Origin of the sequence: Terrimicrobium sacchariphilum, from assembly GCF_001613545.1 — a bacterium.
Lineage (GTDB): Bacteria > Verrucomicrobiota > Verrucomicrobiia > Chthoniobacterales > Terrimicrobiaceae > Terrimicrobium > Terrimicrobium sacchariphilum.
In genome coordinates this window covers 3,707,500-3,734,329 of the sequence record NZ_BDCO01000002.1, presented here as the reverse complement: position 1 = coordinate 3,734,329, position 26,830 = coordinate 3,707,500, and the positions used below count along the sequence as shown (strand labels likewise).

Sequence of the window (26,830 nt, the reverse complement as noted above, 5' to 3'; positions counted from 1 at the left end):
ATTTCCGGGTAGGCTGGTCCTGCCTTTTTTCCCTCGTCGCAGTCGGACCTCAGAGTGGGCGATTCTCTTCTATCAGGTGTCTCGAATAATCTTAGGGGCCAAGTAATAAGCCGCCTAATTATTCATTGACTTAACCATCAATCGTATTAAATCTCCCCACCATGTCGCTCTTCCTACTCAAGGAACTTCCCCGGTATGAATGCCTGCAGGAAGCTGCGGCGGACATTCCCGGTGTAGATGCCTCCATTTGCGAGTTGTATATGAACCTGTTGCACACGGGAGAGGTGATCGCCCGTGCAGAAGCGGCGTTTCTCGCGCGGTTTGGACTGAATCAGGCGCGGATGGTGTTGCTTTTTATCCTTGATGCTTCGCCGACGGGGAGCATGAGGTCATCGGAGATTGCGGAAAAGTCGAGCGTGAGTCGAGCGACGATCACGGGCATCCTCGATACTTTGGAAAAGGCGGGCCTTGTAGCGCGAGCGTCGGACCCGAATGACCGACGCGCCTCCAATGTGAAGATCACTTCCGCAGGCGAAAAGCTACTTGCCAAGGTGCGGCCGGAATTTATGCGCTGGTCGGCTGGAACAGTCGGAACTTTATCCTCCCAGGAACGTAAACAACTCATCGAATTGCTTCGCAAGACCCGGCAATCGTTCGAGGAACCATCTAGTGGGTCGGCATCAAGGAATGGCTGCCATGATTAAAAGAGGAATAGTGATTTTGCTCGCCGTTGCGGCGGGTATCGGCGTCTGGGTCTTGCTGGGAGGGGTCAAAGCTCTCCAGATCAAGGGGATGATGGCAAAGTACGCCAACATGAAAATGCCGCCGGAGGCGGTGACCGCCATCGAGGCGCCAGAGGAGGAGTGGGTGCCAGCCATTCGCGCGGTCGGCTCGACTTCCGCGGTGCAGGGTGTCGTCGTGAGTACAGACCAGCCGGGCATCGTGGAGAAAATCGCCTTTGAGTCGGGTCAGAATGTCAAGCAGGGCGACCTGCTCGTGCAGCTCGATGTCAGCCAGGAACAGGCGCAACTGCGCTCGGCCCAGGCCCAGTTGAAACTGGCAGAGACGAGTCTTCAACGGCAGAAGAACCTGCTGCAGAACCGCGTGAGTTCGCAGGCGGATTTCGATGCGGCCCAGGCCCAATACGACCAGGCCGAGGCGCGAGTGCAGGAGGTTTCCTCGCTGATCAATAAAAAGACGATCCGGGCGCCCTTTACTGGTGTGTTGGGTATTCGCCTGGTGAATCTCGGCCAGTATCTCCAGAGCGGGGCGCAGGTGGCTCCCCTGCAGTCGCTGGACCCGATCTACGTAAACTTCTACCTCCCCCAGCAGACAATCGGCTCGATCAAGGCCGGGCAGGAGGTGCTCGTGAAGGCAGACGGTCTGGAGGACAAGATCTTCCACGGCAAGATCAATGCGGTCGATTCCGTCGTCGATGAGGCCACCCGCAACGTGCTGGTGCAAGCGACGTTGGCTAATCCGGAGGGGCTGCTCCGTCCCGGCATGTTTGTCGGCGCCGAGGTGCCGCTGCCCAACATGGAAAAGCGGGTTTTGATCCCTGCGACGGCGGTCCAGTTCGCTCCCTACGGCGACACGGTCTATGTCGTGGAGCAGATGAAGGATCAAAAGGGCGAGTCGTACACCGGGGTGCGCCAGCAGGTAGTAAAAGTGGGTGAGTCCAAGGGCGACCGCGTGTCGATCCTCAGCGGCGTGAAGCCGGGCGAGCAGGTGGTCACCTCGGGTGTCTTCAAGCTGCGGCAGGGTTCCCACGTCCAGATCAACAATACGATCGAGCCCGCCAACAACGAAAAGCCCAAGCCCGAGGATTCCTGATCCATCGGCTTATCTCGACAGCCAACAGGCTATGAAATTTACGGACATCTTTATCAAGCGCCCGATCCTCGCGATCGTGGTGAACCTGCTGATCCTGATCGCAGGTTTGGTCTCGATCAATACGTTGAGCGTGCGTCAATACCCGCGTAGCGACATCGCTGTCGTCACGGTGACCACCGCTTTTATCGGCGCAAATGCCGATCTCGTCCGCGGTTACATCACGACTCCCCTCGAGCGTGTGATCGCGAGCGCGGACGGCATCGACTACATGGAAAGCTCCAGCGCGCAGGGAGTGAGCACGATCACCGTGCACCTGAAGCTGAACTATGACACCAATGCCGCGCTCACGCAGATCCAGGCCAAGGTGGCCCAGGTGCGCAATGACCTGCCGCCCGAGGCGGAGGCGCCTGTGATCGAGGTCGAGTCCAAGGACTCGGAGTTTGCCGCAGTCTACCTGAGCTTTTACTCGAAGGATCTCGACCAGAACCAGATCACTGACTACCTCACCCGAGTCGTACAGCCGAAGCTCTCGGCCATCCCGGGCGTGCAAAAGGCGGACATCCTGGGAGCGCGCACATTTGCCATGCGTATCTGGCTCAAGCCCGACAAGCTTGCCGCCCTCAATATCACGGGTACGCAAGTGCAGCAGGCCCTCCAGGCGAACAACTACCTCTCTGCCGTGGGAAAAACCAAGGGCAGCATGATCGCCGTCAATCTCGTGGCAAACACGGACCTGCGCTCGGAGGAGGAATTTCGCAATCTCGTGATCAGTGAGAAAAACGGCTCCATCGTGCGCCTGGGCGACGTGGCTGACGTCTCACTCGGTGCGGAATCCTACGAGGAGGATGTGCGCTTCTCCGGTCAAAAGGCAACCTTCATGGGAGTGTGGCCGCTACCCCAGGCCAATACGCTCGACGTGGTGCGCCTCGTGCGCGAGGCCCTGCCCGACATCCAGTCCCGCCTTCCTGCCGGCATGCATGCCGACGTGGCCTACGACTCGACGATCTACATCGACAGCGCGATCCATGACGTGATCAAGACGCTCATCGAGACGCTGCTCATCGTCATCGCGGTGATCTTCCTTTTCATGGGTTCCGTGCGTTCGGTGGTCATCCCGGTAATCGCCATCCCGATTTCGCTGATCGGTGCGGTATTCCTGATGATGATTGCTGGCTTTACGATCAATCTCCTCACGCTGCTGGCCATCGTGCTGGCGGTGGGTATCGTCGTCGACGACGCCATCGTCGTGGTGGAAAATGTCGAGCGACGCCTTCAGGAGGGCGAGACTCCCTTTCAGGCAGCCATCAACGGCGCCCGCGAGTTGATCGGCCCGGTCATCGCCATGACCATCACGCTGGCCGCAGTCTATACGCCGATCGGCATCCAGGGCGGACTCACGGGCGCGCTCTTCCGGGAGTTTGCCTTTACCCTGGCGGGCGCGGTCATTGTCTCGGGTATCGTGGCATTGACTCTCTCCCCGATGATGTCGTCGCGCATGCTTCGCGAGGGCGATGCGGAGCGAGGATACGCCGGCTGGGTGAATCGCCGCTTCGAGGCGATTCGCAAATGGTACTCGTCCGTCCTGGCAAGGACGATGGGCTATCGTGCGGCCGTGATCGTTTTCAGCGCCTTTATCGGATTGCTTATCATCCCGCTGGCGATGTTCTCGACCAATGAGCTGGCTCCCAACGAGGATCAGGGGTTCATTTTCGGCATCATTAACGCGCCGGCCAATGCCACGCTCGACCAGGTGACCCTATTCTCCGACGAGATCAACAAGGCGTTCATGTCTGCGCCAGAGGTTTCCAATACGTTCCAAATCAACATGCCGACCGGGGGATTTGGCGGTCTCGTGACAAAGCCATGGAATCAACGGGAGCGCTCTACCGAGCAGATCGCGGCGGAGTTGTTTCCCAAGACAGGGGCGATCGCAGGGCTGCAGGTTATCCCGGTGACGCCGCCGCCGCTGCCGGGCGGAAGCAACTTTCCGATCGAGATCGTCATTGCGTCGACGGCGGAGCCCAAGGAACTCCTGGATATAGCCAACAAGCTGGTGGCCAAGGCATTTCAGAGCGGCCTCTTCATGTTTGCGGACACGGATCTGAAATACGACCAGCCGCAGACCGAGATCGTCTTCGATCGCGACAAGGTGGCGGCGCTTGGCCTCAACCTCCAGCAGGTCGGTGCTGACTTATCCGCTCTCATCGGCGGCAACTATGTCAACCGCTTCCAGGTGCAGGGCCGCAGCTACAAGGTGATCCCGCAAATCAAACGCACCGAACGACTTTCTGCCGATCAGCTCAAGGAGATTTATGTCAGCGGACCAGGCGGCAAACTCGTTCAACTCTCGACCTTTGCCACCTTGAAAAACTCGGTGGAGCCACGCGAGCTCAAGCGGTTCCAGCAGCTCAATTCAGCCACTGTCCATGGTGCGCTGCCTCCCGGCGTTTCGAAGGACCAGGCCCTCCGCGTGCTGGAGGAGGAGGCGGCAAAGCTGCTGCCGGCAGGATTTGTCATCGACTACGCCGGAGAGTCCCGACAACTCCGCAAGGAAGGCAATACACTCGTCACCACGATGGTGCTGTCGTTTGTCCTCATCTTTCTCGTGCTGGCAGCGCAATTTGAGAGCTTCCGCGATCCGTTTATTATTCTTTTCGGGTCGGTCCCGCTCGCGCTGTCGGGCGCGCTGGTTTTTTCCTTCCTGGGATTCACCTCGCTCAACATCTACAGCCAGGTGGGATTGATCACTCTCGTCGGTCTCGTCGCGAAAAACGGCATTCTTATCGTGGAGTTTGCCAATCACCTGCAACAGAGCGGGTTGTCTCGAGTCGACGCGGCCGTGCAGGCCTCGGTCACGCGGCTTCGCGCCATCCTGATGACAACCGCTGCCACGGTGGTAGGTCATACACCGCTGGTTTTCGCCAGCGGCCCGGGTGCAGCTGCACGCAATAGCATCGGTATCGTACTGGTGACCGGGATGCTGATCGGAACGGCGTTCACCCTCTTCGTGGTCCCGGTGATCTACAGTCTTATCGCCACAGATCGCAGCAAGAGCCGCAAGGGTAAGGAGCACCCGGCTCCCACCGTCAAAGACGCTCTTGCTGTCTAGCGCGGAGCACTCGTCAATACCCACGCCCGCCAGGCCTGAAAACCTGAGCGGGCGTTTTTTTTTGAAAACTTTTTCTTGGCACTGGCACATCTGCTGCTAGTCATTTCGCAGATTTCTGGTTGGTGCAACGTTGTTAGGGCTTATTACGACAACGGGGCACCGCAGGGACAAAGGGACTGTAACCAAATTGTAATATACGAGCTCTTGTCGCCGTGGGAACGGCGACTAGAAGCGAGTGCGAACTTGACCAAATACGGAATGAAAAAGGGCAAATTGATAAAGGTTTTAACGGCGAGTTTGATCTTGGTGGTCGCGAATGTGACCGCCGTTCAGGCGCAGAATCAGAGTCCGGCGGTGACTGCCGCCTTGGCTCAGGCGAAGGCGAATCCCTCGCAGGCTGCGGCCATTGCGGCTGCGGCGGCAAAGGCGAATCCCTCGCAGGCTGCGGCGATTGCTGCAGCGCTGGCGGCTGCCTATCCTTCGGCGGCTGCGTCCATCGCATCCAGCGTGGCTACAGCGGTCCCATCAGCTGCTGCGTCCGTTGCCGGAGCCGTGGCGACGGCTGTACCTTCAGCGGCAGCCTCGATCGCGAGCGCTGTGGCGACGGCAGTACCGTCTGCTGCTGCGGCTGTTGCCGGATCGGTAGCGGCAGCGGTGCCATCAGCGGCAACAGCTGTGCAGTCTGCCGTGGCGGCAGCTGTTCCATCCGCCGCATCCGCGATTGCTTCGGCAATCGCAGGTGCTGTTTCCGGTGGCAACGGAGGGGGGCCGGGAGGCTTGCCTGGATCAGGCTCCATCACGTCCAACCCGTCCAATTTCACTTCCAATTCTTCACCGACGCCGACTCCTCGGCCGTCCGCAACTCCAACTCCGGTACCGACGCCCACCCCCACGCCGACGCCTGCTTCGCCCTCCTTCTAGGGCGTACATGTTGAAACGAGGGAATAAGCGATGAACCATATCAATCGTACGGAGGGCGATCCCGCTCTCCCGGCTCTGCCTGCGGTGGAGAAAGCATCTGGAATCGGCTCGGGCATGCGCGGGCAGATCCTGACGACGGGATTGGCCCTCGGGCTGATCGCCGCTGTCACGGGTACTGTCAGCCTGTCGTTTGCACAAACGATCAATCCGACCCAGCCCAGTGCTGTCATGAATCCCAACCCGAGCACCCAGACGCGGGATCTTTATCATCCGTTGGCACCAACGATTCCCGGGGAAAACCTGGGGAGTGAGGCGGCAGCTGCGGCTGTAGCCCCTTTGCAGCCGACGCCTGAGGCGGTGCCTGATTCCGAGACCGGAGTCGGCGCCGATATTGACGCTTCCGCCCCGCCGGTGGAAATCGACGGGAAGGCCGTGGCCGAGGCCCAGCGACGTCTCTGGCGCATCCGGCCCAAGGCCGGGGCCGCCATGGTCTATGACGACAACATCTTCATCTCCAACACGAATCGTGTTGCCGATGTGATTTGGAGCGTCACGGCTGGACTGGCTTTCGAGATGGGCGACTATCGCAATCTGAAGGAGAACTTCCTCATCGCGGAGTGGTACGGGACGGGTTATTTCTACACCCAGAATCCGCAGCAGAATGCCTTTAACCAGGCGGCGGCTCTTCTCGGGCAGTATCGCTGGAACAAGCTGACCGGTCAGGTCGAAAGCCGGTACCAGTACCTGACTGGCCCGGATCGCGAAGTCGGAGCATTTACGGATCGCCAGTTGTTCGTGAACGCGATTCGCTTCAATTACGATTACAGCGACAAGACCACGTTTGACGCCGAGTTCCTGCAGAATACGCAGATCTTCAAATCCTACCTCAACCAGTACGATTATCGACTGAAGCTGGGAGGTGATTACCGCATCCTGCCCAAGGTGAAGCTTGGAGGTGAGGGAGTGGCCGGCATTCTTGACGTGGCTGAGGGTCCGCTGCAGTACTATCAGCAGCTCCGTGGCCGTCTCCGCTATGAGGCGACTGGCAAGCTGACCTTCAAGACAAGCGCCGGTATCGAGTTTCGTCAATTTGAAGGCGAGTCCGACTTCAAGGTCGAGCCGGTGTTCTCCTTGGGGCTCGAGTACGCACCGTTTGACGGGACGTTGATCAGTCTCACCGGGTATCGTGATGTGATCGGGTCCAACTCGCTCGAGGGTCAGAACTACGTCGCCACGGGTGTGCAGATCTCGATCCAGCAGCGCGTGCTTCAGAAGTTCTTCCTCGGTGTCGCCTTCGGATACGAAAACGACACCTACTTTGCGACCGAGTCGAATATCGATTCCGATCGCGTGGACAACTACATCTTCGCCCGTCCTTCGATCAGTTACAATGTGGCTGACTGGGTCAAGACCGGTGTCTTCTACGAGTATCGCAATAACGACTCGAATATCAGCTCCAACAGCTTTTACGACAATCGCGTTGGAGTGGAGATGAACCTGGCGTTCTAGAGCTGCTTTGGCAGTGGGCAGTATTTGTAACCGTTAAGTAGTAAAGACATCCCATGAAAAGTCTCATCGGTTTACTGATAGCAGGAGCCTTGGTGATGGGCTCGGGGACACAGGTTTCCGCGCAAGCGACGAATGAAGAATCGTCCAATTACAAACTGACGGCCAACGACTTGCTCGACTTTCGAGTATTTCAGGAACCCGAGCTCGATGCGGTTGTCCGTATCTCTGGCGATGGGACTGCGACGTTTCCCTTGGTAGGAAATGTGACCATCGGTGGAAAGACGATCAGCGAGGCAATCGACATTCTCAAGAGCCGCTATAAGGACGGATATCTTGTCAGTCCCCAGGTAAACCTCACGGTGCGAGCCTATGCGAAGCAGCGGTTTACCGTGCTTGGACAGGTGCAGAAACCTGGGGCGTATGAGATGCAGGGAACCGAATCGGTCAGCCTGCTCCAGGCTATCGGGCTGGCAGGAGGGTACACCCGTATTGCCGATCCCGCGAACATCACCGTGAAACGCCGTGAAAGCGATGGCAAGGAACGGGTGATCCGGTTCAATGCCAAACGCATGGCGCGAGGAGGTGATGATGCTTCCTTCATGCTCAAAGCTGGAGACGTGGTCACCGTGGGAGAGTCCCTCTTTTGAGCAGGACGCTGGGATGCCTGAAATCCGAAAACCGAAGAAAGGCCTTTTTGTATGCCGAAAGATGATGGCGAGAATCTGACGAGCAAGCCCGCCGTGAACCTGTCGTTTCGCGACGATACCCATGGCGATCTCTTTGATTCGGAACGGTGGTTCAATTTGCTCCGCTCGAAGGCATGGCTGATTGCTGCGGTTGCCGTGGTAGTGGTGATCGGCGCAGCGGCTTATGCCTTCCGGCTTCCGAAGATCTATGAGTCCAGGGCCCTTTTGCAGGTGGAACAGCTTGCCCAAAAGGTGGTCGACATCGCGGATGTATCTCAGGAAAATCCTCAGTCCACGGACTTTTTGAAAACCGTGGTGGAGGCTTTGAAAAGCCGCAAGCTGCTCGCCCGGGTCGTAAAGGCGGAGGGACTCGACAAAGATCCCGATTTTGCTCCTCCGCGGAAGGACGGCTCACCTTATTCGGAAATCGAGCTGGTGGATAAGCTGGCGCAAAAAATCGATGTCCAGTTGATTCGCGGAACGAGGCTGGTCCAGATTGTCGTGGAGGACAAGAATCCTGAGAAGGCGCAAAAGATTGCGGCGACGTTTGTTAAGGAGTTTTTCCGTGAGAACTTTGACCAAAAGCTGGCTCTGTCCCGGGTCGCCAATGAATTCCTGCAGGACGAAGCCGACAAACTGAAGGTCAAGCTCGAGGCTTCTGAAAGGAAGCTGCAAGCCTATAGGGAGGACAACAAGGCCGTGTCCCTGGAGGAACGGCAGAACATCATCGTGGAGAAGCTCCGGGAACTGAACAGCAAGGTTACCGAGGCCAAGAGCAAGAGACTGCAACTGGAGGCAGATATCGATCAACTCAAGCGGGTAGAAAAGGGAAACCTCGATGCGTTGCTCGCGATCAATAGCGTCAGCAACCTGCCGCAAGTGGCTTTGATCCGAGAGCAGCTGCTGAACGCGGAGGGTGATCTGGCCGGCCTAAAGGAGCGCTATCTTCCCAAACATCCGAAGTACATCGCGGCCTCCATGCGAATAGCGAATCTCCGGCAATCGCTCGCGACCGAGGCGACACAGGCGAGCGAGACGTTGAGCCGACTGTATGAGGCGGCGAAGGACTCTGAGGTCAAACTGGAAGCTGCCCTTCAGGAACAGGAGGCAAAGGCGCTGGAACTGAATAAAGTCGCGATCCCGTACAATGTGTTGCAGCGCGACGTCGAGTCGGATCGAGCGTTGTACGAGTCTGTAACGAAACGCTTGAAGGAAACTGCCATCACGCAGGGGATCGAGCAGGCCCCGTATCGTGTGATCGAGGAGCCGATGGTGCCCAACGTTCCATCCAAGCCAAGGATCAAGCTCATTCTCCTCGTGTCGCTTGTGGCGGGTCTGGGGCTGGGAGTCGCATTGGTCGTCGTGATCGATTTGCTGGACGCCTCCTTGCGCACGGTGGACGAAGCGGAGAGTTATTTGGGACTCCCTGCACTTACTGCTGTGCCTGAGCAGCGGTCGAAATCGGTGGGAGAGCAGGTTGCGGAAGCGTGGAATGACAAGACCTTGGGATCCCTGCCGAAAGACCTGGCCCAAAAGCAGGTGCTGGAGCCCTTGCGGCGCAGCCTGAATCGGAAAGAGCGCGAGGCTCAACTCAAGAAGCATCCCTTGATCTTTGTCGAAGATCCCTCATCGATGCAGGCGGAAGCCATTCGCACTTTGCGTACGTCGATTTCCTTGCTTGGGAAGCAGGACGATCGGAAGACGTTCCTTTTCGCCAGCGCCATCCCGCAGGAAGGGAAGAGCTTCACCTCGCTGAACTTCGCGCATGCTCTAGCTCAGAAGGGGCTTCGTACCGTCGTCATCGATGCCGACTTGCGGCGTCCGAGGCTGAAGGATGACCTCCTGCCTGATGCGGGCGATATCGACGGGCTGACAGACTATCTGAGTGGCGGAGCACCTCTCGACCAGGTGGTGAGGAAGACCGACCAGGACAATCTCTTTCTCCTTCCCGCCGGCCATAGGGCGCCCAATCCGTCGGAATTGCTGGGAGGCAGCGAGTTTCGGGAGATGCTCGCAAAACTTCTCCTGACTTACGATCGTGTGGTCGTCGATAGTGCGCCGGTGAACGCGGTGAGCGATGCCTTGCTGATAGCTTCCTGTGTTGACACTGCCTGTCTCGTCGTGAGAGCCGGCAAGACGCCCAAAAAAGCATCCTTGCGAGCCGTCAAGCAGTTGCAAAAGTCCGGCGCAAAGCTGGCGGGATTCATTTTCAACCGCTTGCCCGTGGGCGGGCGCAGCGCTGGCTACTACTATTACTACTACGGAGGCGAGTACTCGAAGAACAGCGTCTACGGCGAGAAGAGTGTCTAGTCGTTAGCGAGCGCCCTTGGAACCTCGAGAATACTATGCGTGTCATCGCGACGAAAGCTCCTGCAACTGGTCTGGACGAAAGTCCCTCGGCCATGGGCGGCAGCGTAGGCCGGACACGAGCAGCTGACAGACTGAAAGCCCAACGGAACTCGGCATAGGAGGGTGCCTGGAGGGAAATGAACGGAGGAGAAACGACAACCGTGCTGCAGCCAGCTTCGCGGGAGGAAAAGGGAAGTCCCGACTCCCGATTCGTGCCGAAGGAGAAACGGCATCGCTTTGAGGAAATCTGTCGCTTCTGGCTGGTCGCGACGGATGTGTTGGCCATCCTCGGCGGCTTGGTGGGAGCCTTCTTCATCCGATTCTCACTGCCTTGGGATCAGATCCCTTTTGCTGCCAGTTTCGTGCCGGAGCAGGAAATCGACATCCATCGATACCAACATAGCATGATCTTTGGCGGGGCGATGTTGCTGGCGCTGCTGCTGGCGCTTGGCGCATACCAGGGAGAGACATTGCTACGGTTTCGGCGTTCCTTTCCCATCGTTGTAAAAGCGCTTTTGGTCTGGCTGATCGCCTATCCTGGGGTCGCCTTGGTACTGGAGTTTGACGAACGCCTAAGCCGCGTCTTCGTGGTGGTTTCCTTCCTCAGCCTCATGGTTACCACGCTCCTCGGGCGCTTTGTTGTCCAACGGCTCCTGAGTTCCCTGGGATATACGGCCGCATTCCGTCAGAGGCTGCTGTTTGTCGACTGGACGGAGAATGTTGCCCATCTCGCAGGCGCTATCGCGAAGGATGCCTGGCATCCCTACGATGTCGTAGGGTGCGCGCCGCCGCCGACGAACAAGTTTACGCTCATGCCACCGCCACATGTTCAGACTCTCGGCAGTTACGCCGAGGTTAATGTGCTTTCGGAGGTGGGCGTCGTTGACATCGTGATTCTCGGGGACGGAAAGCGCAGCGAGCAGGATGTGCTCGCTTTGGCGAGGCAATGTGAAAAGAGCATGGTGCAGTTCATGGTGGTGCCCTCAGGGTTCCAGATTTTGCTCTCCGGCCTTGAGCTTACCACGGTCAGCAGTGTGCCTCTCCTCGGGGTGACGAAGTTGCCGCTCGACCATCCGGTGAATGCGACGATGAAGCGCATTGTCGACATCTGCGGCGCGCTGGTCGGATGCGCGATCAGCCTGCCTGTCATCGCCGTCTTTTGTGCGCTGGTGTATCTGGAGTCGCCCGGTCCTGTCTTCTATCGACAGGTGCGGGTCGGCCGACGGGGACGTAATTTTGAAATCATCAAGATCCGCAGCATGAAGCTGGATGCCGAGAAGGAATCCGGAGCACGCTGGGCTTCCAAGGTGGATGATCGCCGACTCAGGGTCGGCACATTCATGCGCAAATGGAACGTCGATGAGTTGCCGCAGTTTTGGAACGTCCTCAAGGGCGATCTGAGCCTCGTGGGGCCCCGTCCGGAGCGCCCGGAGTTGATCAAGCAGTTCCGAGAGACAATCCCCTTTTACAATGCCCGGCACAACATCGTCCCGGGAATGACGGGCTGGGCGGCGGTGAATGGCTTCCGCGGAGACACCGATCTCAACGAACGCATCCGGTGCGATATCTATTATATCGAGAACTGGAGCCCCATTCTCGATTTCCAAATCATGCTCATGACTTTCTTCCGGTGGGAGGGAGCGCACTAACCGATGCATGTTCACGGTAGTACGAGCTCAGTCATGGCCCGGGGATCAATCACTAGCTGATGGCTAGCCTGGCTCCAAGCGACGAAGTCGCTCCGAAGATCGGCTTGAAGGATATCAAGGTGCAGTCTGTGCGTGGAGGCACCTTGACGTTTCTGGACAGCATGGTTGCACTAGGTCTCAGCACAGTACAAACCATTGTGTTGGCGAGGCTTTTGACACCAGGGGATTTTGGTCTTGTGGCGATAGCGACTGCCATTACGGCGTTTGCCGGCACGTTTTCCGATTTCGGGTTGTCTGCCGCCATCATTCAAAGAGAGCACATCACCCATGGGCAGGTAACTTCGCTGTTTTGGGTGAACTCTGGAATTGGGCTGGGGGTGAGTGTCCTGACAGCACTTGCCGGCTTCCCGGTTGCGTGGTTCTACCATCGTTCAGAGCTGCAGCCGATTCTCTTGACGTTATCGCTGACATTCCTGCTAGCCGGAATGTCGAGTCAGCATCGAGCACTCTTGCGACGGCAGATGCTGTTCTTCCGGTTAACCTGGATCAACATCACCGCCAATGTCGTGGCGGTTGCCTCTGCGATCGGAAGCGCCCTGATGGGAGCAGGTTTTTGGAGCCTCGTTATTGGAACCCTGGTCAATAACATGATCAGTAGTACCTTGCTTATTCTTGGAAGTGGATGGATGCCTGGACACCCCTTCCCTTGGGTGAATGTGCGAGACTTGATGAAATTCGGTGCACATCTCGCGGGATTCAATGTCGTGAACTATTTTGCACGCAATCTGGACAGCCTTCTCATCGGCAAGTTCTATGGATCGCACGCATTGGGTCTCTATAGCAGGGCATACCAGTTGCTGATGCTTCCGATCTCGCGAATTCGCGATCCGCTGAATGCAGCGGCCATGCCGGGGTTGAGTCGGCTGCAGGGACAGCCGGAACCTTTTCGGCAGTATTATCGCAGGATTTCGGCTGTGCTGGCCATGGTGACAATGCCGCTGGTTGCGCTTCTGGCTGTTTCCTCAGAGCATGTGGTGAATGTTCTTCTTGGGCCGAATTGGAGTGAAACAGCGACCATCTTTCAGTGGATGGCGATTGCCGGATTCATTCAACCCGTGGCGAGTTTGCGCGGACTAGTGCTGGTCGCATCGGGGCAGACTCGTTTGTATTTTCGATGGGGGCTGATCAACGCGGTTTGTTGCGCATTGGCGTTCCTTATTGGCATTCCATGGGGTGCTGTGGGTGTTGCGAGCGCCTATGCCGTACAAAATTACCTGATCCTTTATCCTTCCATGGCGCTACTGTTTGGAAACACGGAAGTACGCATCGCTGATTTTCATCATGCTGTATGGCGGCCTGCCGTGGCTTCATTTATCCTGATCGGAGCTGCCTGGATATCGGGGCAATGGCTCAAAGGTCAGCCGCATATAGTGATCTTGATCGCCCAGGCAGTTAGTGGAGGGGTGGCGTACCTTTTCGCGTTTTGTCTTTTACCTGGAGGACGCAAGGAACTGGCATCCCTTTTGGGAAACCTCAGCTCGAGTTTTCTGAAGAAATAGCGATGAATGAGATGACTGCAAAATCTGTGGATAGGGATTCCCTTGTAGGCCCGATAAGCTGCAAAGAGCAACATGCAGCGAAGGGAAATCAACAGAGACCGGGTAAGTTATCTTCTATTTGGAAGCGGATAAGGGTCCGGTTGGATCGTGCATTTTTGAGGGCTGTGCCCTCGGGTTCCCTTTTTGCTACCATCTACTATCTTTTCTTCAATGAGTCCTTTCGACGCGAACAGGCTGCTGTATTTGCCGGGAAGGTCGCACATTTGAAGGGAGGTGACCGGATAGATCCGGAACGATTTACACTCCGTAGGAATATTCATCGCCTAGAGAAGGCTCTGATAATGAGACCGCGCCGGAGTCTTTTTGCGACCGACTACATAGGGCAAACGATCTCTGCGTATCTTGTGGTGGTGGGAGAAGACGGGAAGGACCCTGAGCGTGCTGACGAGCTAAAGTGGTGTACAAGCGTGCTTGCGCTTTATTTTCAAACGATCGAGGGCAATGACAAAACCAACGCCCTGAAAAAGCAGTTTGAGGAAGCAGGAAGCTCCAGGTTCATTAATCTCGAAGGATCCGTGCCATACTTGCGATCCTCCATACAACGTAGTGAGGTTTCGTACGACCAGTTGCTGGGCCTGTTTAGGCAGCGCCGTTCGACGCGGTGGTTTCTGGATGAGCCGGTGCCCCGGGACGTGCTGGACAAGGCGGTACTGGCGGCTCTGCAATCTCCGAGCGCTTGCAATAGACAGCCGTTCCAGTTTCGCATCATCGACGGACCTGAGGTGAAGCAGATCGCCTCCATCCCGATGGGAACCTCCGGGTACTCGGGTAACATCCCTGTGATCGTGGCCGTGGTCGGCAGCCTCGATGCCTACTTCGACGAGCGGGATCGTCACGTTATCTATGTGGACGGAGCACTGGCTTCCATGAGTTTCATGCTGGCGCTGGAAACCCTCGGTCTGGCTTCCTGCCCGATCAACTGGCCCGATATCGAGGAGCGCGAGCGAGCGATGGACAAAGCCCTCGATCTCAAGCCGTGGGAAAGGCCGATCATGCTCATGGCAGTGGGCAAGCCGGATCCGACGGGGGGTATACCCTATTCCGAGAAGGCCCCTCTCTCCTGCATGCGGCGGTATCAATGAAGAGCAAGGGAGAGTTCATGAAGGACAAGAGGTTGAATATCGAGGTTCTCGGGATTGGTTTTCCCAACAAGGGCGCAGAGTTGATGCTGTGCGCCATCCAGGATTGGGCCGCCCAACTGGGAAGGGAAACGCGCATCGTAGTAAACTGGCAGAGTCCCTACCAGAAACGGGCGTATTATGGCCTTTGGGCAAAAATATGGCATCCCATGGATGCCAGGATGCGCGTGCCATATGGACGCGCTGTCGATTTCCTTAAGAAGGAATGGACGGAAAAGCTCGGGGTGGTCGCCGACAAGGATGTCGATCTCGTCCTGGATGCGTCGGGCTACGCCTACGGTGATCCATGGGGAGCGCGAAAGGCGGAGCATCGGTTGGGGGAAGTCATTACAGGATGGAAGCGACAGGGGAAGAAAGTCGTGATGCTCCCGCAGGCCTTTGGTCCGTTTCAGGATCCCGCATTGCGGGCAACGATGAAACACATCGTGGACCACGCCGACCACGTCTATGCGCGCGACTCGATTTCTTTTGGCGCTTTGCAGGAGATCACCGGTGAGCGGAAGAATCTTACGATGAGTGTGGATTTTTCCTGCCTCGTCCAGGCACGCGCTTTCGAGGGAGTCGATCAGCTTTCCGAAACGATCGGACTCATTCCGAATCACAAAATGTATGAGATGGGCAAAGGCCTTTCGAAGGATCGGTATTTTGACTTTTTCGTGGCCATTGCCCGGGAGATTCAGGCGCGAGGCCGGAAGGTGTCCCTGATCCTGCACGAGGGACAAAAAGACCTGGCGCTCTGCAAGGAGATCATGGAGAGACTGAGTGAACCTGCCCTCTTGGTCGAGCGCTCGGACCCGCGAGAGATCAAGGCGGCGATCGGTCGTTGCGCCGGGGTGGTAACCTCCCGGTTTCACGGATTTGCGAGCAGCTTGTTTCAGGGTGTTCCGGCCTTCTCCACCTCCTGGAGTCACAAGTATGAGGAATTCGCCGCGTCATTCGGATACCCGGAATTCGTCATCAAAGACGCAGACGGCGCTGATGTTGCGAGACGCCTGCTGGCAGTTTTGGAGGGCGACGACGCCGCGGAGACCCGTCGCAAGATCACTGCTGCTGCGATGGAACAGAAAGAGGCCTGTCGCAGAATGTGGACGGAGGTCGGGCAACTTCTCCACTGAGACCCGAGCACTATCGCATGCATTTGTCCATAATCATACCTGTCGGAGACGATCCCGATGGACTGGCCCAGACTCTGGACTCTCTGCTGCCGGAGGTGCGATCGCAGTACGATATAGAGGTGATCGTGGCAAACGACGGCGGGCATGCCGGGGTGGAGAAGATATGCCGTGACCGGGAAGTGAAGTGCCTTTCCATCCGGCCCAATCGAGGATCCTATAATGCCCGCAATGAGGGAGCCGACGTGGCGCTGGGTGAAGTCCTTGGGTTTATCGATGCAGGCATCACGGTATGTCCGGGCTGGTGTGCGATGGCGAGACAGGCAGCCGTGAGCGCGGACTATATAGCGGGAGACATCCGGCATGGACCTCTCGAACATGACGGCGCTGTGGCCATTTATCAGGATCTGTTTTCCTTCAAGATCGAGAGGCTGTTTTCCGAAGCAAAATTTGGACCCACGGCGAATGTGGTGGTGCGCAAGGACGTCTTTGTGAAAGCGGGAAAATTCGATGGCCGCTTGAGATCCTCGGGTGACCTTGAATTCGGCAGCCGGCTGGCGTCTGCGGGGAGCTATCGCCAGTGCTTTGATGTGGAGAGATACGTCGTGCACCCGTATCGTAGTTTGGAGGGGATCCTAAAAAAGCAGATGCGATTGGTGATGGGCACGCGCCATCTTGCACGTCTGCACCCGGAGCGGTTTTCATCACGGTTGATCGGTCGTGGGGCTCGCTTCAAGCTGTTACTGCCTCCCGCGCATTTCTGGCTTCTGTGCCCAGGGCGGAGCGGTCGGGGTATAGGGCCATCGGAAGTTGCACGGCTCCGGGAGGCTTCGCTGACGACGCGCGTTGGGGTGTATCTCGTCGCCTATGCCGTGAAACTGGCGACATGGGTCGGATATGCCAGCCCCCTCAAGAATCCCGATGCCTTTGAATGGAAGGTGGAGCCGGCTCTTTCCAGTGAAGCGCCCGCCTCGGCGCCTGCAGGCATCCGTAGCTAAAGGACTGTCATGGCGGACGAAGGAAAAACATCATCGAGAAGTTCCGGCAAAATCGCTGGCCGTCTTTGGGCGGTGTCTCAATGCGCCGGTTGGAGTCCGGAGCGTAGGGGGAGATGATTAACGACGAAACAAACGCTTTTTTAATCGGCGCGACGACGCAAACGGGCGACGCTGTCGTGTTCCGCCATGCGATAGAGCGGGGAATGGTTTCATTGATCATCCCGGTTTATCAGGATGTCGATGGACTTCGCTGCACTCTGGCATCTCTCGCTGCTCAGGATCTTCCCAAGGAACGACTGGAAATCCTGGTCGCGAACGATGGCGGGGCAGAGGAGATCTCTGCGGTGTGCCGGATGTTTCCTGTGAAAGAAATCCTGGTGGTGCCAAATCAGGGCGCTTATGTGGCGAGAAACCGCGCGCTGGCAGAGTCGCGCGGTGAGTACATCGGTTTTACCGACGCTGATGTCACGGTAGACAGCGCATGGTGCAAAGAGGCGGTCCTGACCTTGCAGGGTGCTGACATGGCATCCGGGAAGACGAAGATCGAAGTCTCTTCCCGACGGACCATCGCGGAGTTGTACCAGGCCTGCTATGCCTTCTGGGCGGAATCCTATCAGCAGAATCAAAAGGTGGCGCAAACCGTAAATCTCTTTGTCCGACGCAGCGTGTTTGAAAAATGCGGATGGTTTGATGGCCGGCTGAGATCTGGAGGGGACATCGAGTTCACCCTGCGAGCCTCCGAGATCCATGGGTGCTCGCTTCTCTACAATCCAAAGATGCTCTGCACTCACCCGGCCCGGAATGCTCATCAGCTGTTTCATTCCCTAAAGAGAATCTTCTACGGACAGCTGACCTTGTTTTCCATGTATCCGCAGCACGCCAGGATTTTCAGCCCCAACATCGCGCTGGCTTGGAAACTCATCATTCCTCCGAAGCCATTGCCAGCAACAAGGACACGGGAATTTGGCTTCTCCGCGGTGGAAAAGCTAAAAACCTGGCTCTTTGTCTGGCTGGTCAAGCTGGCGGTTTTCAAGTGTTACTGCACCATTTACCTTCCGTACCGCCTGACACGGCGCAAGGGGGCGCGGCCATGACGAGGCCAGTGAACTTTCCGTTGACCTATCCCTGGCAATGACTGATCCCATTTTCTCACTGGTGCTTTGCACGAAAGGTCGCGTTGCCGAGCTTGCACGCTTTCTGGAGTCACTCGTCGCGCAGCGAATGACTGAGGTTCAGGTCATCATCGTGGATCAGAACGATGACGATCGCCTGATGCCGGTATTGAATGATTTCCAGGACAAGGTTTCCCTTGTGCACATTCGGACGGCAACCGGGCTTTCGTTGGGGCGCAACGAAGCGTTGAAGCGTGTCCGGGCCGCTATTGTCGGGTTTCCTGACGACGATTGCGTTTATCCTCCCGGATTGCTCCGGAGATTACTCGAGCTGGCAAATCTCCGGTCGGAGGATTTTTTCTCATTTGCCTCGGCTGGTTTGAACGGAGGACTTTCGGGTCCCCGGCAGGAGACAACAGATACGGAAATCACGCCGTCCAATGTCTGGAGGTGTGTGATTTCCTATACGTTTTTCGTGCGGAGCCGGTGTTTGCAAGGCGGCATCCGCTTCGATACGGATCTTGGGGTGGGATCCCCCGGCCCTTACAAGTCCGGAGAAGAGACGGATTTCGTGTTACAGCTTCTCAGAGCAGGATACCGCGGGTGGCATGTTCGGGATATGGGCGTCCTCCATCCCGAGGAACAGCAAACTCTGGCTCACGCAAGGAAACGATGGGCTTACGGATGTGGAACCGGCTTTGTATATGTGAAAGATCGCCTTGGAGCGTTGGCGATAGGAAAAATGCTGGTTGGCCCGCTGGTGAGATTCCTTCGTTCGCTGCTCTGTCTGCGCGTCGTGGAGTGCATTCATCACGGGTACGAGTTTGCTGGCCGCGTAAGGGGCGTTTGGGGCGGAATGTTTCGTGTTTCGGGAGCTCCGGACGCAGGGGTGGATCTCGCGCCTTTGGAAAAACCATGTGGCAAATAGCTCGGAGAAATCAAAGATGAATAGACTGCAACGATTTCTGCTCCACCCGATCGTGCTAATGGTCCTGGCGTGCTGGGGGTCCTATTTGATCTGGCTGCTCACGTCCGCCTCCTTTCTTGAAGCGGAAGGCATGATCAAGGCGGATCCGGCGACAGGGGCTCTCGTGGCGCTGATGTCCAGCGGATGCTTCGTGGCGGGCTGTTTCATTCAACGGGTCTTTTTCAGAAAATCCCAATCCGACTTGACCGTGGAGGTCGTTCCGTTGCGCCGCGATTGCATGATGGGATTAGTCGCGACGATCGGGTTTCTCGCGATCCTGGTGGCGATGCTGGTCGCCAATGGTGGAGCTGGCGCGATCGCAGAGTCCATTGCAGGAAAGCTCAAGGGAGCTACAGTGCCGGGCGTGACCACGCTCGTTCATATCGGGACGGCCCTGCCTCCCCTTGGCATTGGTATGGCCATTCTGTTATGGAGGTCCGGCCATCGTAGATGGAGCCGGTCCTTCCTATTGATTGGGCTGGCTTCATTGATGGTCGGAGGGCTCCGCGCCTATCTGACAGCGGAGAGGATTTCGCTACTGGTGCCCGTGCTGGCGTCGATCATCGTCGTTGCAGCCATGCTTCGTCGCAATGTGGTGCGACGCATCCTAACCATTTCCATCGTATTTCCACTCTTTCTTGCTCTTTACTTTATCGCATCCGAGTCCATCCGCAGCTTTCAGGTGAAATCCGCAGGTGGGAAATTGGAAGAAAATGTCTGGGAGTATACTTCGGCGCGCCTTCTCCTTTATTACGTAACCGCGGTTAATGGAGGAATTGCGGAGTATCGCCTGCTCCTTGATAAGGGTCTGGCGACTCCGGTCTTTGATAATACGCTCAATCCCTTGTCTCAGGTCTTGGGGATCATGGGCGTGCAGATGTCCATCGAGGGTAAACCTTCTCCGGGAAGGACCAAGGCACTTATCGAGGAGCAATACCGTCTGGCCGAGTTTACCAACACATGGGGTTTCTCGACGCCATGGAGCGAAGGCCACCTGGTGGGAGCCTCCTTCTGGGTATTGTGGGGAGCTATCTCCACCTGGCTTTACCGCCGGATGTGTGGTTCAGATTCGCCCTTGGATATCGCGCCGTATGCGATCGTTGCGGTCGCTCTGTTTGACTCCAGTCGGGTGCTGGTGCTTGGTGCTGTGCATTGCCTGGTTCCCTTGGTATATCTGTTATTCCTCAGGAATCGAAACGGACGTCGGTTGCGAAATACCGGTAGCGCGGCAAGGGTTTCTGCCCCTGAGGAAGCGAGCTGGAGGGAATCCAATGAATGACGTCTCCAGCTCATGCCTCGGCAAATCGCCGTTTATTCGTCTGACAACCCAACGAAAAAAATGCCGATGATACCCGTAAAAGCTCAACAAGAAGGAGGAGCGATGCCTGCCTCCGTCAAGGACACGGCGATCCTCTCCCTGAAGGCTGTAGCGATTGTGGGTGTGGTTACACATCACATTCTCAACCGAAGGATCGATCCTCAAGCAAACGAGTGGTTGGAGATTTATCCCTACTTCTCCTGGGCGGTGTTGCTGTTCTTTGCGATTTCGGGTTGGCTGCACGCGTTGTCTCAGGAGAAGCGAGGACGGACATTCGGGCAATTCCTGGCAGTGCGTGCCCAGCGGCTGGCGGTGCCCTTTGTCGCGGTGGTCATTCTCTACTCGATCCTCTGGCAGGTGATGCAGGTGACGGGGATTTTTCAGCCGGAGGCACGTGTGCCGAGCGGCTTTCTACAAAAAATCTTCTATTCGCTCTGGCCGCTCAATCAGACGGTCGCTGATCAGTTATACTTTTTACCGATGCTGTGTGTGATTTCCGTCGGAGCGCATGGGCTGGTGTGCATCGGAGGCTGGCGATTCATAACTTTCGCCACGGGCATTGCCTTGGTACTGGGGCTGACTTTTTTCCCGACCTCACCCAACATGGGATTCCTTCCCGGGGTGTGGGCGTGGGGAAGCTTCTGCTATGGTGCCGGGTTCCTCATCCGGACAAACAAAAGCTCTCGCCTGCTTTGGACCTGCGTGGGAGTCCTTGCTCTGGCGGTCTTCATCCGGGCTGGTTGGGCGGGCTGGGCAAAGGTGCTGCCTGTTATTTTGCTTGGGGCGATGTATTGGCTGAAACTCGACCGCTGGAAGTTTCTGCATCCCCTGGGAGAGGCTTCCGGGACGGTTTACATCTATCATCAGCCATTCCTCCTTCAGGGGTTGCTCATCGGGGTGTCGTTGATTCCCGTCTGGCAGTTGCAGGTGGCGGGTGTGCTCGGGGCAGCGAGCGTAGCGATCCTAATATGTTCGCTATACTATTTCGCGGTGCGCAACACGTGGCTGAAATTCACCCTTCTCTAGGCGGAACACAAAGCGAGATATCTTGTGGGAACGATTGAGCACGCAGAGGCACACTTTTGGCAATCATGAAGGGGGTGTCAGTTTCAGGACGCTTTTTCCGGGTTGAAAAACCTACCGGCACACAGCGGAGCTCTCGCAATTTCCTCCATGCGACGATGGCGTATTGGTCGCCGGAGGATGGAGTTGCCACGGTGCATGCTCCGGCGGGTACCATAAACCGTTCCGGCGTGGATAACATGGAGGCGAGGACGCTGCCCGGTTCGACCGGACGCTTCGATCATCTCTGGGAGCAGGTAGCTTTTCCTTATATCGCGGAGACCGACGTCTTGTGGACTTTGATGGGCAGCGGCCCGGTCCTGCACCCTGGGAAGAAGCACGTCATGGTCATTCACGACATTAATTTTCTCCTCCTGCCAGGCCTCTTCTCGGCAGCATTTCGCTCTTGGTATTGGATGGCTTGTGCGGAGGCCGGGAAACGCGCGGACGTGGTGGTATGCTTCACCGAGTACGTCAGGCAGTCGCTGATTGACCGGTTGCATATTTCCGGAGATCGCATCCGGGTCATCTCGCAGGGTCCCGGGCTGGATGGAATAGCCAATGCAGATACCGTCATGCGCCCAGCCGAAGAGCAACCCTATTTTCTCTGTGTCGGCAGCATGCAGCCACATAAGAATCTTGCAGTGATGCTGGAGGCTTGGGATCGGTTTCGTGAGCGATACCCGTATTTCCAGCTCAAGGTGGTCGGGCGTAAACAGGCGGGGTTTTCGCATCTGAATGTGAACATGAACCAGGATCTGCCGGGCGTGGAGTTCACCGGATATGTGGATGATGCCGCCTTGATCGCGCTGTACAAGGGCGCGACGGGGTTTGTCTATCCCTCGAGCGAGGAGGGATTCGGACTCCCGGTAGTTGAGGCCTTTTACTGCAGTTGCCCAGTGGTTACGTCGAATCGCTCCTGTCTTCCAGAGGTCGCAGGGGACGCCGCACTATTCGTCGAGCCGACCGATGCTGGCGCCATCGAAGCTGCGATGATCGATTTGGTGCAGAGTGGCGAACTGCGGCAGCAGCTGAAAGAAAAAGGAAGGCAACGCGCGGAGCTTTACGACTGGTCGGTCGCAGGCCGGCACATGGCGGAGATCCTGCGCAGTGTCTAGAATCATTTCGCCTGCTGCCGATACGATGCCGATCATGACTGATCACCCCGCCACGGTGAACCGGGTCCTGCAAATCGTGGAGCCGGGTATCGATGGAGTGTTCCGTCATGTCGAGGGGCTGGTGGATTATCTCCACGAGCGCAACATTCCCGTGGATCTCGCCTTTTCATCGCGGAGAGGTTCGGACCGGCTGTTGGCCCTGGTCGAGCGGGTGCGTGAGCGCGGTGGAGAGGCTCTGGACTTACGGGTGGGGAATACGCCAGAGCCGACGGATGTGCCTGCCATCCTCACCCTGGTCAGAATGACTCGTCGCCGAAAGCCTGCGGTCATCCACGCGCACAGCTCCAAGGCGGGTGCGCTGATGCGTATGCTCCCGAGGCTGCTGCTTGCGCAGCGCACTTTCTACACTCCTCACGCTTACTTTGGAATGAGGAACACAGCCGGGATCAAGGCGCAGGTCTTCAACCAAGTGGAACGCCTGTTGTGGCGGAAGGCCCTGACGATCAATGTCTCGCAGGAGGAGGCGGATTTCGCCACAGGTACTCTTGGTGTGAGCGAGCGTCGGTTACGGGTGATCCCCAACGGTGTCGATACGCGAAGGTTCCGCTCATTCACGGCTGCGGAGAAGGTCGCGTGGCGCCTGGAGCGAAAGATGCCCGAGGATGCGGTGGTGCTCGGAACTGTGGGAAGGTTTAGCTTTCAGAAGAATCCCGAAACCTTGGTGCGCGCTGTACTGAATGTATTGCCTCGCCATCCACGACTGCACTTTTTCGCCGTGGGCACGGGGGAGCTTGTGGAAGTTTGTGAGCAGATGGTCCGTACGAGTTCTGTGGCAGACAGGTTTCACCGAATCGATTATCTCTCCGACACCGCTCCGTTCTACGGTGCGATCGATGGCTTTGCCCTGGCTTCACGATACGAGGGGCTTTCCATCGCCGTCCTTGAGGCGTTGTCGGCAGGATTGCCGATCATCCTCACGGATGTTCCGGGAAACAGGACATTTCTTCACAAGGGATTGACGCATGCGTGGGGTGCCGCTGCATGTGACGTGGCGGGCCTCGAGGCGGCCATCGAAGGCTGGTTGGCCGATCATGCAGCCAATCGGGCGTCCAACCATCGGGCGATCGCCGATCACGATTTCAGCCTGGACTCTTCCTATGGTCACATCCTGCAGGAGTATGGGATCACCGCCTGATACATCGCGGCGGACTTTAGGCACCCTCCTGCGGTGGGATATCGGCGGACTTGCGGCCGTCCTCTTCATGCTCTGCGTCGCAGCGTCTTGCCGAGCCGAGGATAAATCGCGAAACTTGGGGGATTTTGTCCTTGGGTTCAACACTCACAAGGTGCTGGCAAACGATCAGCCTCTGCTCGAGGGTGTGGGGATATGGAGCCTGCGAGTCGATCTTTATCGTAACCCTGTCAGCGATGATCATGGAGCGGTCAATACCGAGCATCCGGTCTTTCCAGCGATCGCGAACACCCCGGAGGCGTATCATCAGCCCCTCGTCATTCTTGGCTACGGCCATCGTGCATTCCAAAATTCCGGGCGGCCGAGCACCCCGGAATCCCGCCGCGCCTTCGTCGACTATGCGCTAGCAGGGGTCGGCCGGCTGCATGAACGCACGAGATTTTTCGAGGTTTGGAATGAATGGAATGTCCCGGGCATGGGGCGTACACCGCTGGAAGAAGGGACTGGCAGGGTGGAAGACTATGTGACTCTGCTCAGGGAAACCTATACTGCGCTCAAGAAACAGTTTCCGGACCTCTTCATCCTCGGAGGCGCCACCGGCGGCATCGGCGCGGATGAGGGATACATGGTCAAGGCCGTGAATCTCGGGATGTTGCAGTGGCTGGATGGACTGTCGATACATCCGTATTTTTATGGCGCCGATGGGGAGAAGCGATTGCCGGAGATTGCCATCGCGACCCGCCTGGGGCAGTTGCATGATTGGCTCCGGGCCGACTCAGTCCATGGGGATGTGCCTCTTTATGTTACCGAACTCGGCTGGCCCACCTACGGAGAGCCGCATGGCGTTTCCTATGAGGAGCAGGCATGCTTCATGGTTCGCTCGATTCTTCTATTTGCCTGCGAACCCCAGGTGAAGGGAGTATGGCTCTATGAGTTTCGGGATGGAGGAACCGATCCCAAGGACCGGGAGCACCATTTTGGAGTCGTCAAAGCCGACGGGACGCCCAAGCCGGCATTCCATGCCTTGCGATCACTCATTCCGCTGCTCCGTGATGCGCGGAGTCTGCGCCGAGTTGCCAATAGCGCAAAAGACCGGGTTGTTACGATGGTATTGACTATGAAAGATGGCGCCGACATCTGGGCTGTATGGAGTGTCTTCCCGGGAGAGGAATGGGTGATGGAGAATAAAGGCGGGCGAATGATCCCTGTGCCGTTCTCCCTCTCTGGATCGCGGGATGTGGGGATTAACAGCCTTACGTCGAGGTTTGTTGTCGGGAACGAGCCGTTTTTCTTGCGCAGCAGCCGGGCTGGCGATGGGGGTATCGATGCCGTGGAGGTTCATCAATGAGGCTGACGTGCATCTGGAAATGGGCGGCAGGTTTTCTCGTGATTGTCACTCTGCTGGCTTCCGGCCCTGCGATCGGCGCGGAGCAGGCTGGAGCGCGTGTGCCTTTTGTGACCCTGGAGGCAGAGAAGAGCCGCACCAATGCGGAGAGGGTTTTTATGACGGATCCGGATCGCTGGCCACCGACTCCTGCTGCTGAAGCCTCCGGAAGAGCATACGTCGAACTGAAGACAGCAAAAGATTCCGTCGATTTTGTCTCGCCGATTTCCGCCAATGCGATCGTTATTCGCCATTGTGTACCGGACAGCCCGGATGGTGGAGGTGCCATCGCCCGGTTGCGTCTCTCCGTGAATGGAGCATACCGCCAGGACATCCAGCTCACTTCAAAATACAGCTGGCTCTATGGTGACGGATCACCATGGGAGAACGGGCAAGGCAATACGCCTACGGAATACTCCCATGCCTATTGGGACGAGGCCCGGTTTTTTATTCCCGGGGGCATTCGTGCGGGTGAGGTCATTCGATTGCAAAAGGACCCGGGCGATACAGCGGCCTACTGCCGCATAGACCTCATAGACCTCGAAAATGTGGGCCGACCTCTTTCTCAGCCGCCCGGTTCGCTCTCCGTGCTCGATTTTGGTGTCCAGCCCGACAGCGAGGATGCGGAGACGACGACTCAGGGAATACAAGCTTGCGCGGCAGCGGCGAAAGCTGAGGGGAAAATGATCTGGCTGCCTCCGGGAAGATACCTGTTGAACAAACGAATTCGCCTGGACGGGGTGGGTGTGCAGGGAGCGGGCATGTGGCATACAACGGTTTGCGATACGATGTCCGGCATCGCGACGAACTGGGGAGGCATGGCCGGCTTTACCCTGCGAGGCAAGGGAGCTTCGGTGAGGGATATTTCCATGGACAGCCTGACCTGTACCTCACGGAAGAAAAATTGGATCGCCCTCGTCGGGCAGGCCGAAGGCTGGGAAATCCGCCGCGTTTGGATCAGCCACACCGGGGCGGCCATCTGGATCGCCGGTACTGACGGCGTGGTGGCGGATTGCCGTATCCGCAACACCTATGCGGATGGCATCAATATCAATAATGGGCAGGGAAACACGACAAGCAACGTGCGGGTCGAGAACAACCACGTACGAGGCACAGGAGACGATGGTCTGGCGATTTTGTGCAATGACAATAAAGGGAATCCGGCTTCCACCACGAAGGTCGTGATGCGAAATAATACCGCAGTAGCGCCATGGTGGGGGGCGAATTGCGACCTGGCGGGTGGGAGCGAGCACATCGTCGAAAATAATCTCTTTTCCGATGGACCAGGGTTCGTCATCAACCTCCCGCCATCTTTTCCCATGAAACCGCTCAGCTCAGCCATCGTCCGAAACAACGAGTTGATCCGGTGCGGAAACAATCTCGGGGGACAGCAGCGTGGCGCGATCTGGATCTATCCTGGATCAACCTCCATTCGGGGGACTTTCCTGACTGGAAATGTGATACGGAGTTCCCTTTATCGGGGGATTCACTGCGCCGGCTCTGAGATTCAGGAGATTGTTTTCCGGTCAAACCGTATTGTGGCTCCCGGCCAGGACGCCATTTACATCGCGGAATCTGTGAAAGGCTCGGGAATCTTCATCCAGAATTCCGTGGCGGAACTTTCGCCTGGTCGCAAACCGTTGGTGAATCGCGCCGCGAAGGAAAGCTATCATCTGGAGGAACAGGGTAATAGCTGGAGGACAGGTCGTGAGTAGCGCGGCTCCGGACTCATCCCAAGTCCGTTCCCCCGCGG

At 57.3% G+C, this 26,830-nt stretch carries 20 protein-coding genes; all 20 read left to right on the top strand.

Annotated elements, in window-relative coordinates:
- Nucleotides 1-161: 161 nt before the first annotated feature.
- Nucleotides 162-704, top strand: a complete 543-nt coding sequence (locus tag TSACC_RS17500) for a MarR family winged helix-turn-helix transcriptional regulator (protein ID WP_075080501.1) — start codon at nucleotides 162-164, stop codon at nucleotides 702-704.
- 10 nt (nucleotides 705-714) lie between these two features.
- A complete protein-coding gene (locus tag TSACC_RS17495) occupies nucleotides 715-1,833 on the top strand; it encodes an efflux RND transporter periplasmic adaptor subunit (RefSeq protein ID WP_237763992.1) in 1,119 nt (372 codons plus the stop codon).
- A 31-nt stretch (nucleotides 1,834-1,864) separates the two neighbouring features.
- Nucleotides 1,865-4,942, top strand: a complete 3,078-nt coding sequence (locus TSACC_RS17490; protein WP_075080499.1) for an efflux RND transporter permease subunit — start codon at nucleotides 1,865-1,867, stop codon at nucleotides 4,940-4,942.
- A gap of 297 nt (nucleotides 4,943-5,239) precedes the next feature.
- Nucleotides 5,240-5,863 carry a hypothetical protein gene (locus TSACC_RS22570; protein WP_269084883.1) on the top strand — a complete coding sequence of 208 codons (624 nt, stop codon included), beginning with the start codon at nucleotides 5,240-5,242 and terminating at the stop codon, nucleotides 5,861-5,863.
- 30 nt (nucleotides 5,864-5,893) lie between these two features.
- A complete protein-coding gene (locus TSACC_RS17480) occupies nucleotides 5,894-7,372 on the top strand; it encodes an outer membrane beta-barrel protein (RefSeq protein WP_075080497.1) in 1,479 nt (492 codons plus the stop codon).
- Between the two features lie 53 nt (nucleotides 7,373-7,425).
- Nucleotides 7,426-8,019: a polysaccharide biosynthesis/export family protein gene (locus TSACC_RS17475; RefSeq protein ID WP_084400570.1), complete on the top strand. Its 594-nt coding sequence runs from the start codon at nucleotides 7,426-7,428 to the stop codon at nucleotides 8,017-8,019.
- A gap of 51 nt (nucleotides 8,020-8,070) precedes the next feature.
- On the top strand, nucleotides 8,071-10,368 hold the full coding sequence (locus tag TSACC_RS17470; RefSeq protein WP_075080495.1) for a GumC family protein: 2,298 nt from the start codon (nucleotides 8,071-8,073) through the stop codon (nucleotides 10,366-10,368).
- Between the two features lie 176 nt (nucleotides 10,369-10,544).
- On the top strand, nucleotides 10,545-12,056 hold the full coding sequence (locus TSACC_RS17465) for a sugar transferase (RefSeq protein ID WP_075080494.1): 1,512 nt from the start codon (nucleotides 10,545-10,547) through the stop codon (nucleotides 12,054-12,056).
- Nucleotides 12,057-12,115: 59 nt separating this feature from the next.
- Nucleotides 12,116-13,615, top strand: a complete 1,500-nt coding sequence (locus TSACC_RS17460; RefSeq protein WP_075080493.1) for an MOP flippase family protein — start codon at nucleotides 12,116-12,118, stop codon at nucleotides 13,613-13,615.
- Nucleotides 13,616-13,956: 341 nt separating this feature from the next.
- Nucleotides 13,957-14,757, top strand: coding sequence for a nitroreductase family protein (locus tag TSACC_RS17455; RefSeq protein WP_202815990.1), 801 nt, complete (start codon nucleotides 13,957-13,959; stop codon nucleotides 14,755-14,757).
- The gene (locus TSACC_RS17450) at nucleotides 14,754-15,929 is read left to right on the top strand and encodes a polysaccharide pyruvyl transferase family protein (RefSeq protein ID WP_075080492.1); all 1,176 of its coding nucleotides are present in this window, start codon (nucleotides 14,754-14,756) and stop codon (nucleotides 15,927-15,929) included. The genes TSACC_RS17455 and TSACC_RS17450 overlap by 4 nt, the downstream gene beginning before the upstream one ends.
- A gap of 17 nt (nucleotides 15,930-15,946) precedes the next feature.
- A complete protein-coding gene (locus TSACC_RS17445; protein WP_075080491.1) occupies nucleotides 15,947-16,924 on the top strand; it encodes a glycosyltransferase family 2 protein in 978 nt (325 codons plus the stop codon).
- 203 nt (nucleotides 16,925-17,127) lie between these two features.
- Entirely contained in the window at nucleotides 17,128-18,018 is an 891-nt protein-coding gene (locus TSACC_RS17440) for a glycosyltransferase family 2 protein (RefSeq protein WP_075080490.1), read from the top strand.
- A gap of 37 nt (nucleotides 18,019-18,055) precedes the next feature.
- Nucleotides 18,056-18,964, top strand: coding sequence for a glycosyltransferase family 2 protein (locus TSACC_RS17435; protein ID WP_075080489.1), 909 nt, complete (start codon nucleotides 18,056-18,058; stop codon nucleotides 18,962-18,964).
- A gap of 16 nt (nucleotides 18,965-18,980) precedes the next feature.
- Complete coding sequence (locus TSACC_RS17430) at nucleotides 18,981-20,282, top strand: oligosaccharide repeat unit polymerase (RefSeq protein WP_075080488.1); 1,302 nt, start codon at nucleotides 18,981-18,983, stop codon at nucleotides 20,280-20,282.
- A gap of 102 nt (nucleotides 20,283-20,384) precedes the next feature.
- Nucleotides 20,385-21,347: an acyltransferase family protein gene (locus TSACC_RS17425; protein WP_153811501.1), complete on the top strand. Its 963-nt coding sequence runs from the start codon at nucleotides 20,385-20,387 to the stop codon at nucleotides 21,345-21,347.
- Between the two features lie 155 nt (nucleotides 21,348-21,502).
- Nucleotides 21,503-22,501: a glycosyltransferase family 4 protein gene (locus TSACC_RS17420; RefSeq protein WP_075080486.1), complete on the top strand. Its 999-nt coding sequence runs from the start codon at nucleotides 21,503-21,505 to the stop codon at nucleotides 22,499-22,501.
- On the top strand, nucleotides 22,494-23,696 hold the full coding sequence (locus tag TSACC_RS17415; protein WP_153811500.1) for a glycosyltransferase family 4 protein: 1,203 nt from the start codon (nucleotides 22,494-22,496) through the stop codon (nucleotides 23,694-23,696). The genes TSACC_RS17420 and TSACC_RS17415 overlap by 8 nt, the downstream gene beginning before the upstream one ends.
- A complete protein-coding gene (locus TSACC_RS17410) occupies nucleotides 23,680-25,041 on the top strand; it encodes a glycoside hydrolase 5 family protein (protein ID WP_153811499.1) in 1,362 nt (453 codons plus the stop codon). Before TSACC_RS17415 ends, TSACC_RS17410 begins: the two co-directional genes overlap by 17 nt.
- A complete protein-coding gene (locus TSACC_RS17405) occupies nucleotides 25,038-26,792 on the top strand; it encodes a glycosyl hydrolase family 28-related protein (RefSeq protein ID WP_075080483.1) in 1,755 nt (584 codons plus the stop codon). Before TSACC_RS17410 ends, TSACC_RS17405 begins: the two co-directional genes overlap by 4 nt.
- Nucleotides 26,793-26,830 lie beyond the last annotated feature (38 nt).

Bases quoted from the DNA above. Each gene is read 5' to 3' on its own strand.
- TSACC_RS17455 (WP_202815990.1), top strand. From the start codon at position 13,957: ATGAGACCGCGCCGGAGTCTTTTTGCGACCGACTACATAGGGCAAACG.
- TSACC_RS17420 (WP_075080486.1), top strand. From the start codon at position 21,503: ATGGCGTATTGGTCGCCGGAGGATGGAGTTGCCACGGTGCATGCTCCG.
- TSACC_RS17425 (WP_153811501.1), top strand. From the start codon at position 20,385: ATGCCTGCCTCCGTCAAGGACACGGCGATCCTCTCCCTGAAGGCTGTA.
- TSACC_RS17430 (WP_075080488.1), top strand. From the start codon at position 18,981: ATGAATAGACTGCAACGATTTCTGCTCCACCCGATCGTGCTAATGGTC.
- TSACC_RS17435 (WP_075080489.1), top strand. From the start codon at position 18,056: ATGACTGATCCCATTTTCTCACTGGTGCTTTGCACGAAAGGTCGCGTT.
- TSACC_RS17460 (WP_075080493.1), top strand. From the start codon at position 12,116: ATGGCTAGCCTGGCTCCAAGCGACGAAGTCGCTCCGAAGATCGGCTTG.
- TSACC_RS17410 (WP_153811499.1), top strand. From the start codon at position 23,680: ATGGGATCACCGCCTGATACATCGCGGCGGACTTTAGGCACCCTCCTG.
- TSACC_RS17450 (WP_075080492.1), top strand. From the start codon at position 14,754: ATGAAGAGCAAGGGAGAGTTCATGAAGGACAAGAGGTTGAATATCGAG.
- TSACC_RS17405 (WP_075080483.1), top strand. From the start codon at position 25,038: ATGAGGCTGACGTGCATCTGGAAATGGGCGGCAGGTTTTCTCGTGATT.
- TSACC_RS17480 (WP_075080497.1), top strand. From the start codon at position 5,894: ATGAACCATATCAATCGTACGGAGGGCGATCCCGCTCTCCCGGCTCTG.
- TSACC_RS17475 (WP_084400570.1), top strand. From the start codon at position 7,426: ATGAAAAGTCTCATCGGTTTACTGATAGCAGGAGCCTTGGTGATGGGC.
- TSACC_RS17445 (WP_075080491.1), top strand. From the start codon at position 15,947: ATGCATTTGTCCATAATCATACCTGTCGGAGACGATCCCGATGGACTG.
- TSACC_RS17500 (WP_075080501.1), top strand. From the start codon at position 162: ATGTCGCTCTTCCTACTCAAGGAACTTCCCCGGTATGAATGCCTGCAG.
- TSACC_RS17490 (WP_075080499.1), top strand. From the start codon at position 1,865: ATGAAATTTACGGACATCTTTATCAAGCGCCCGATCCTCGCGATCGTG.
- TSACC_RS17470 (WP_075080495.1), top strand. From the start codon at position 8,071: ATGCCGAAAGATGATGGCGAGAATCTGACGAGCAAGCCCGCCGTGAAC.
- TSACC_RS17440 (WP_075080490.1), top strand. From the start codon at position 17,128: ATGGTTTCATTGATCATCCCGGTTTATCAGGATGTCGATGGACTTCGC.
- TSACC_RS17465 (WP_075080494.1), top strand. From the start codon at position 10,545: ATGAACGGAGGAGAAACGACAACCGTGCTGCAGCCAGCTTCGCGGGAG.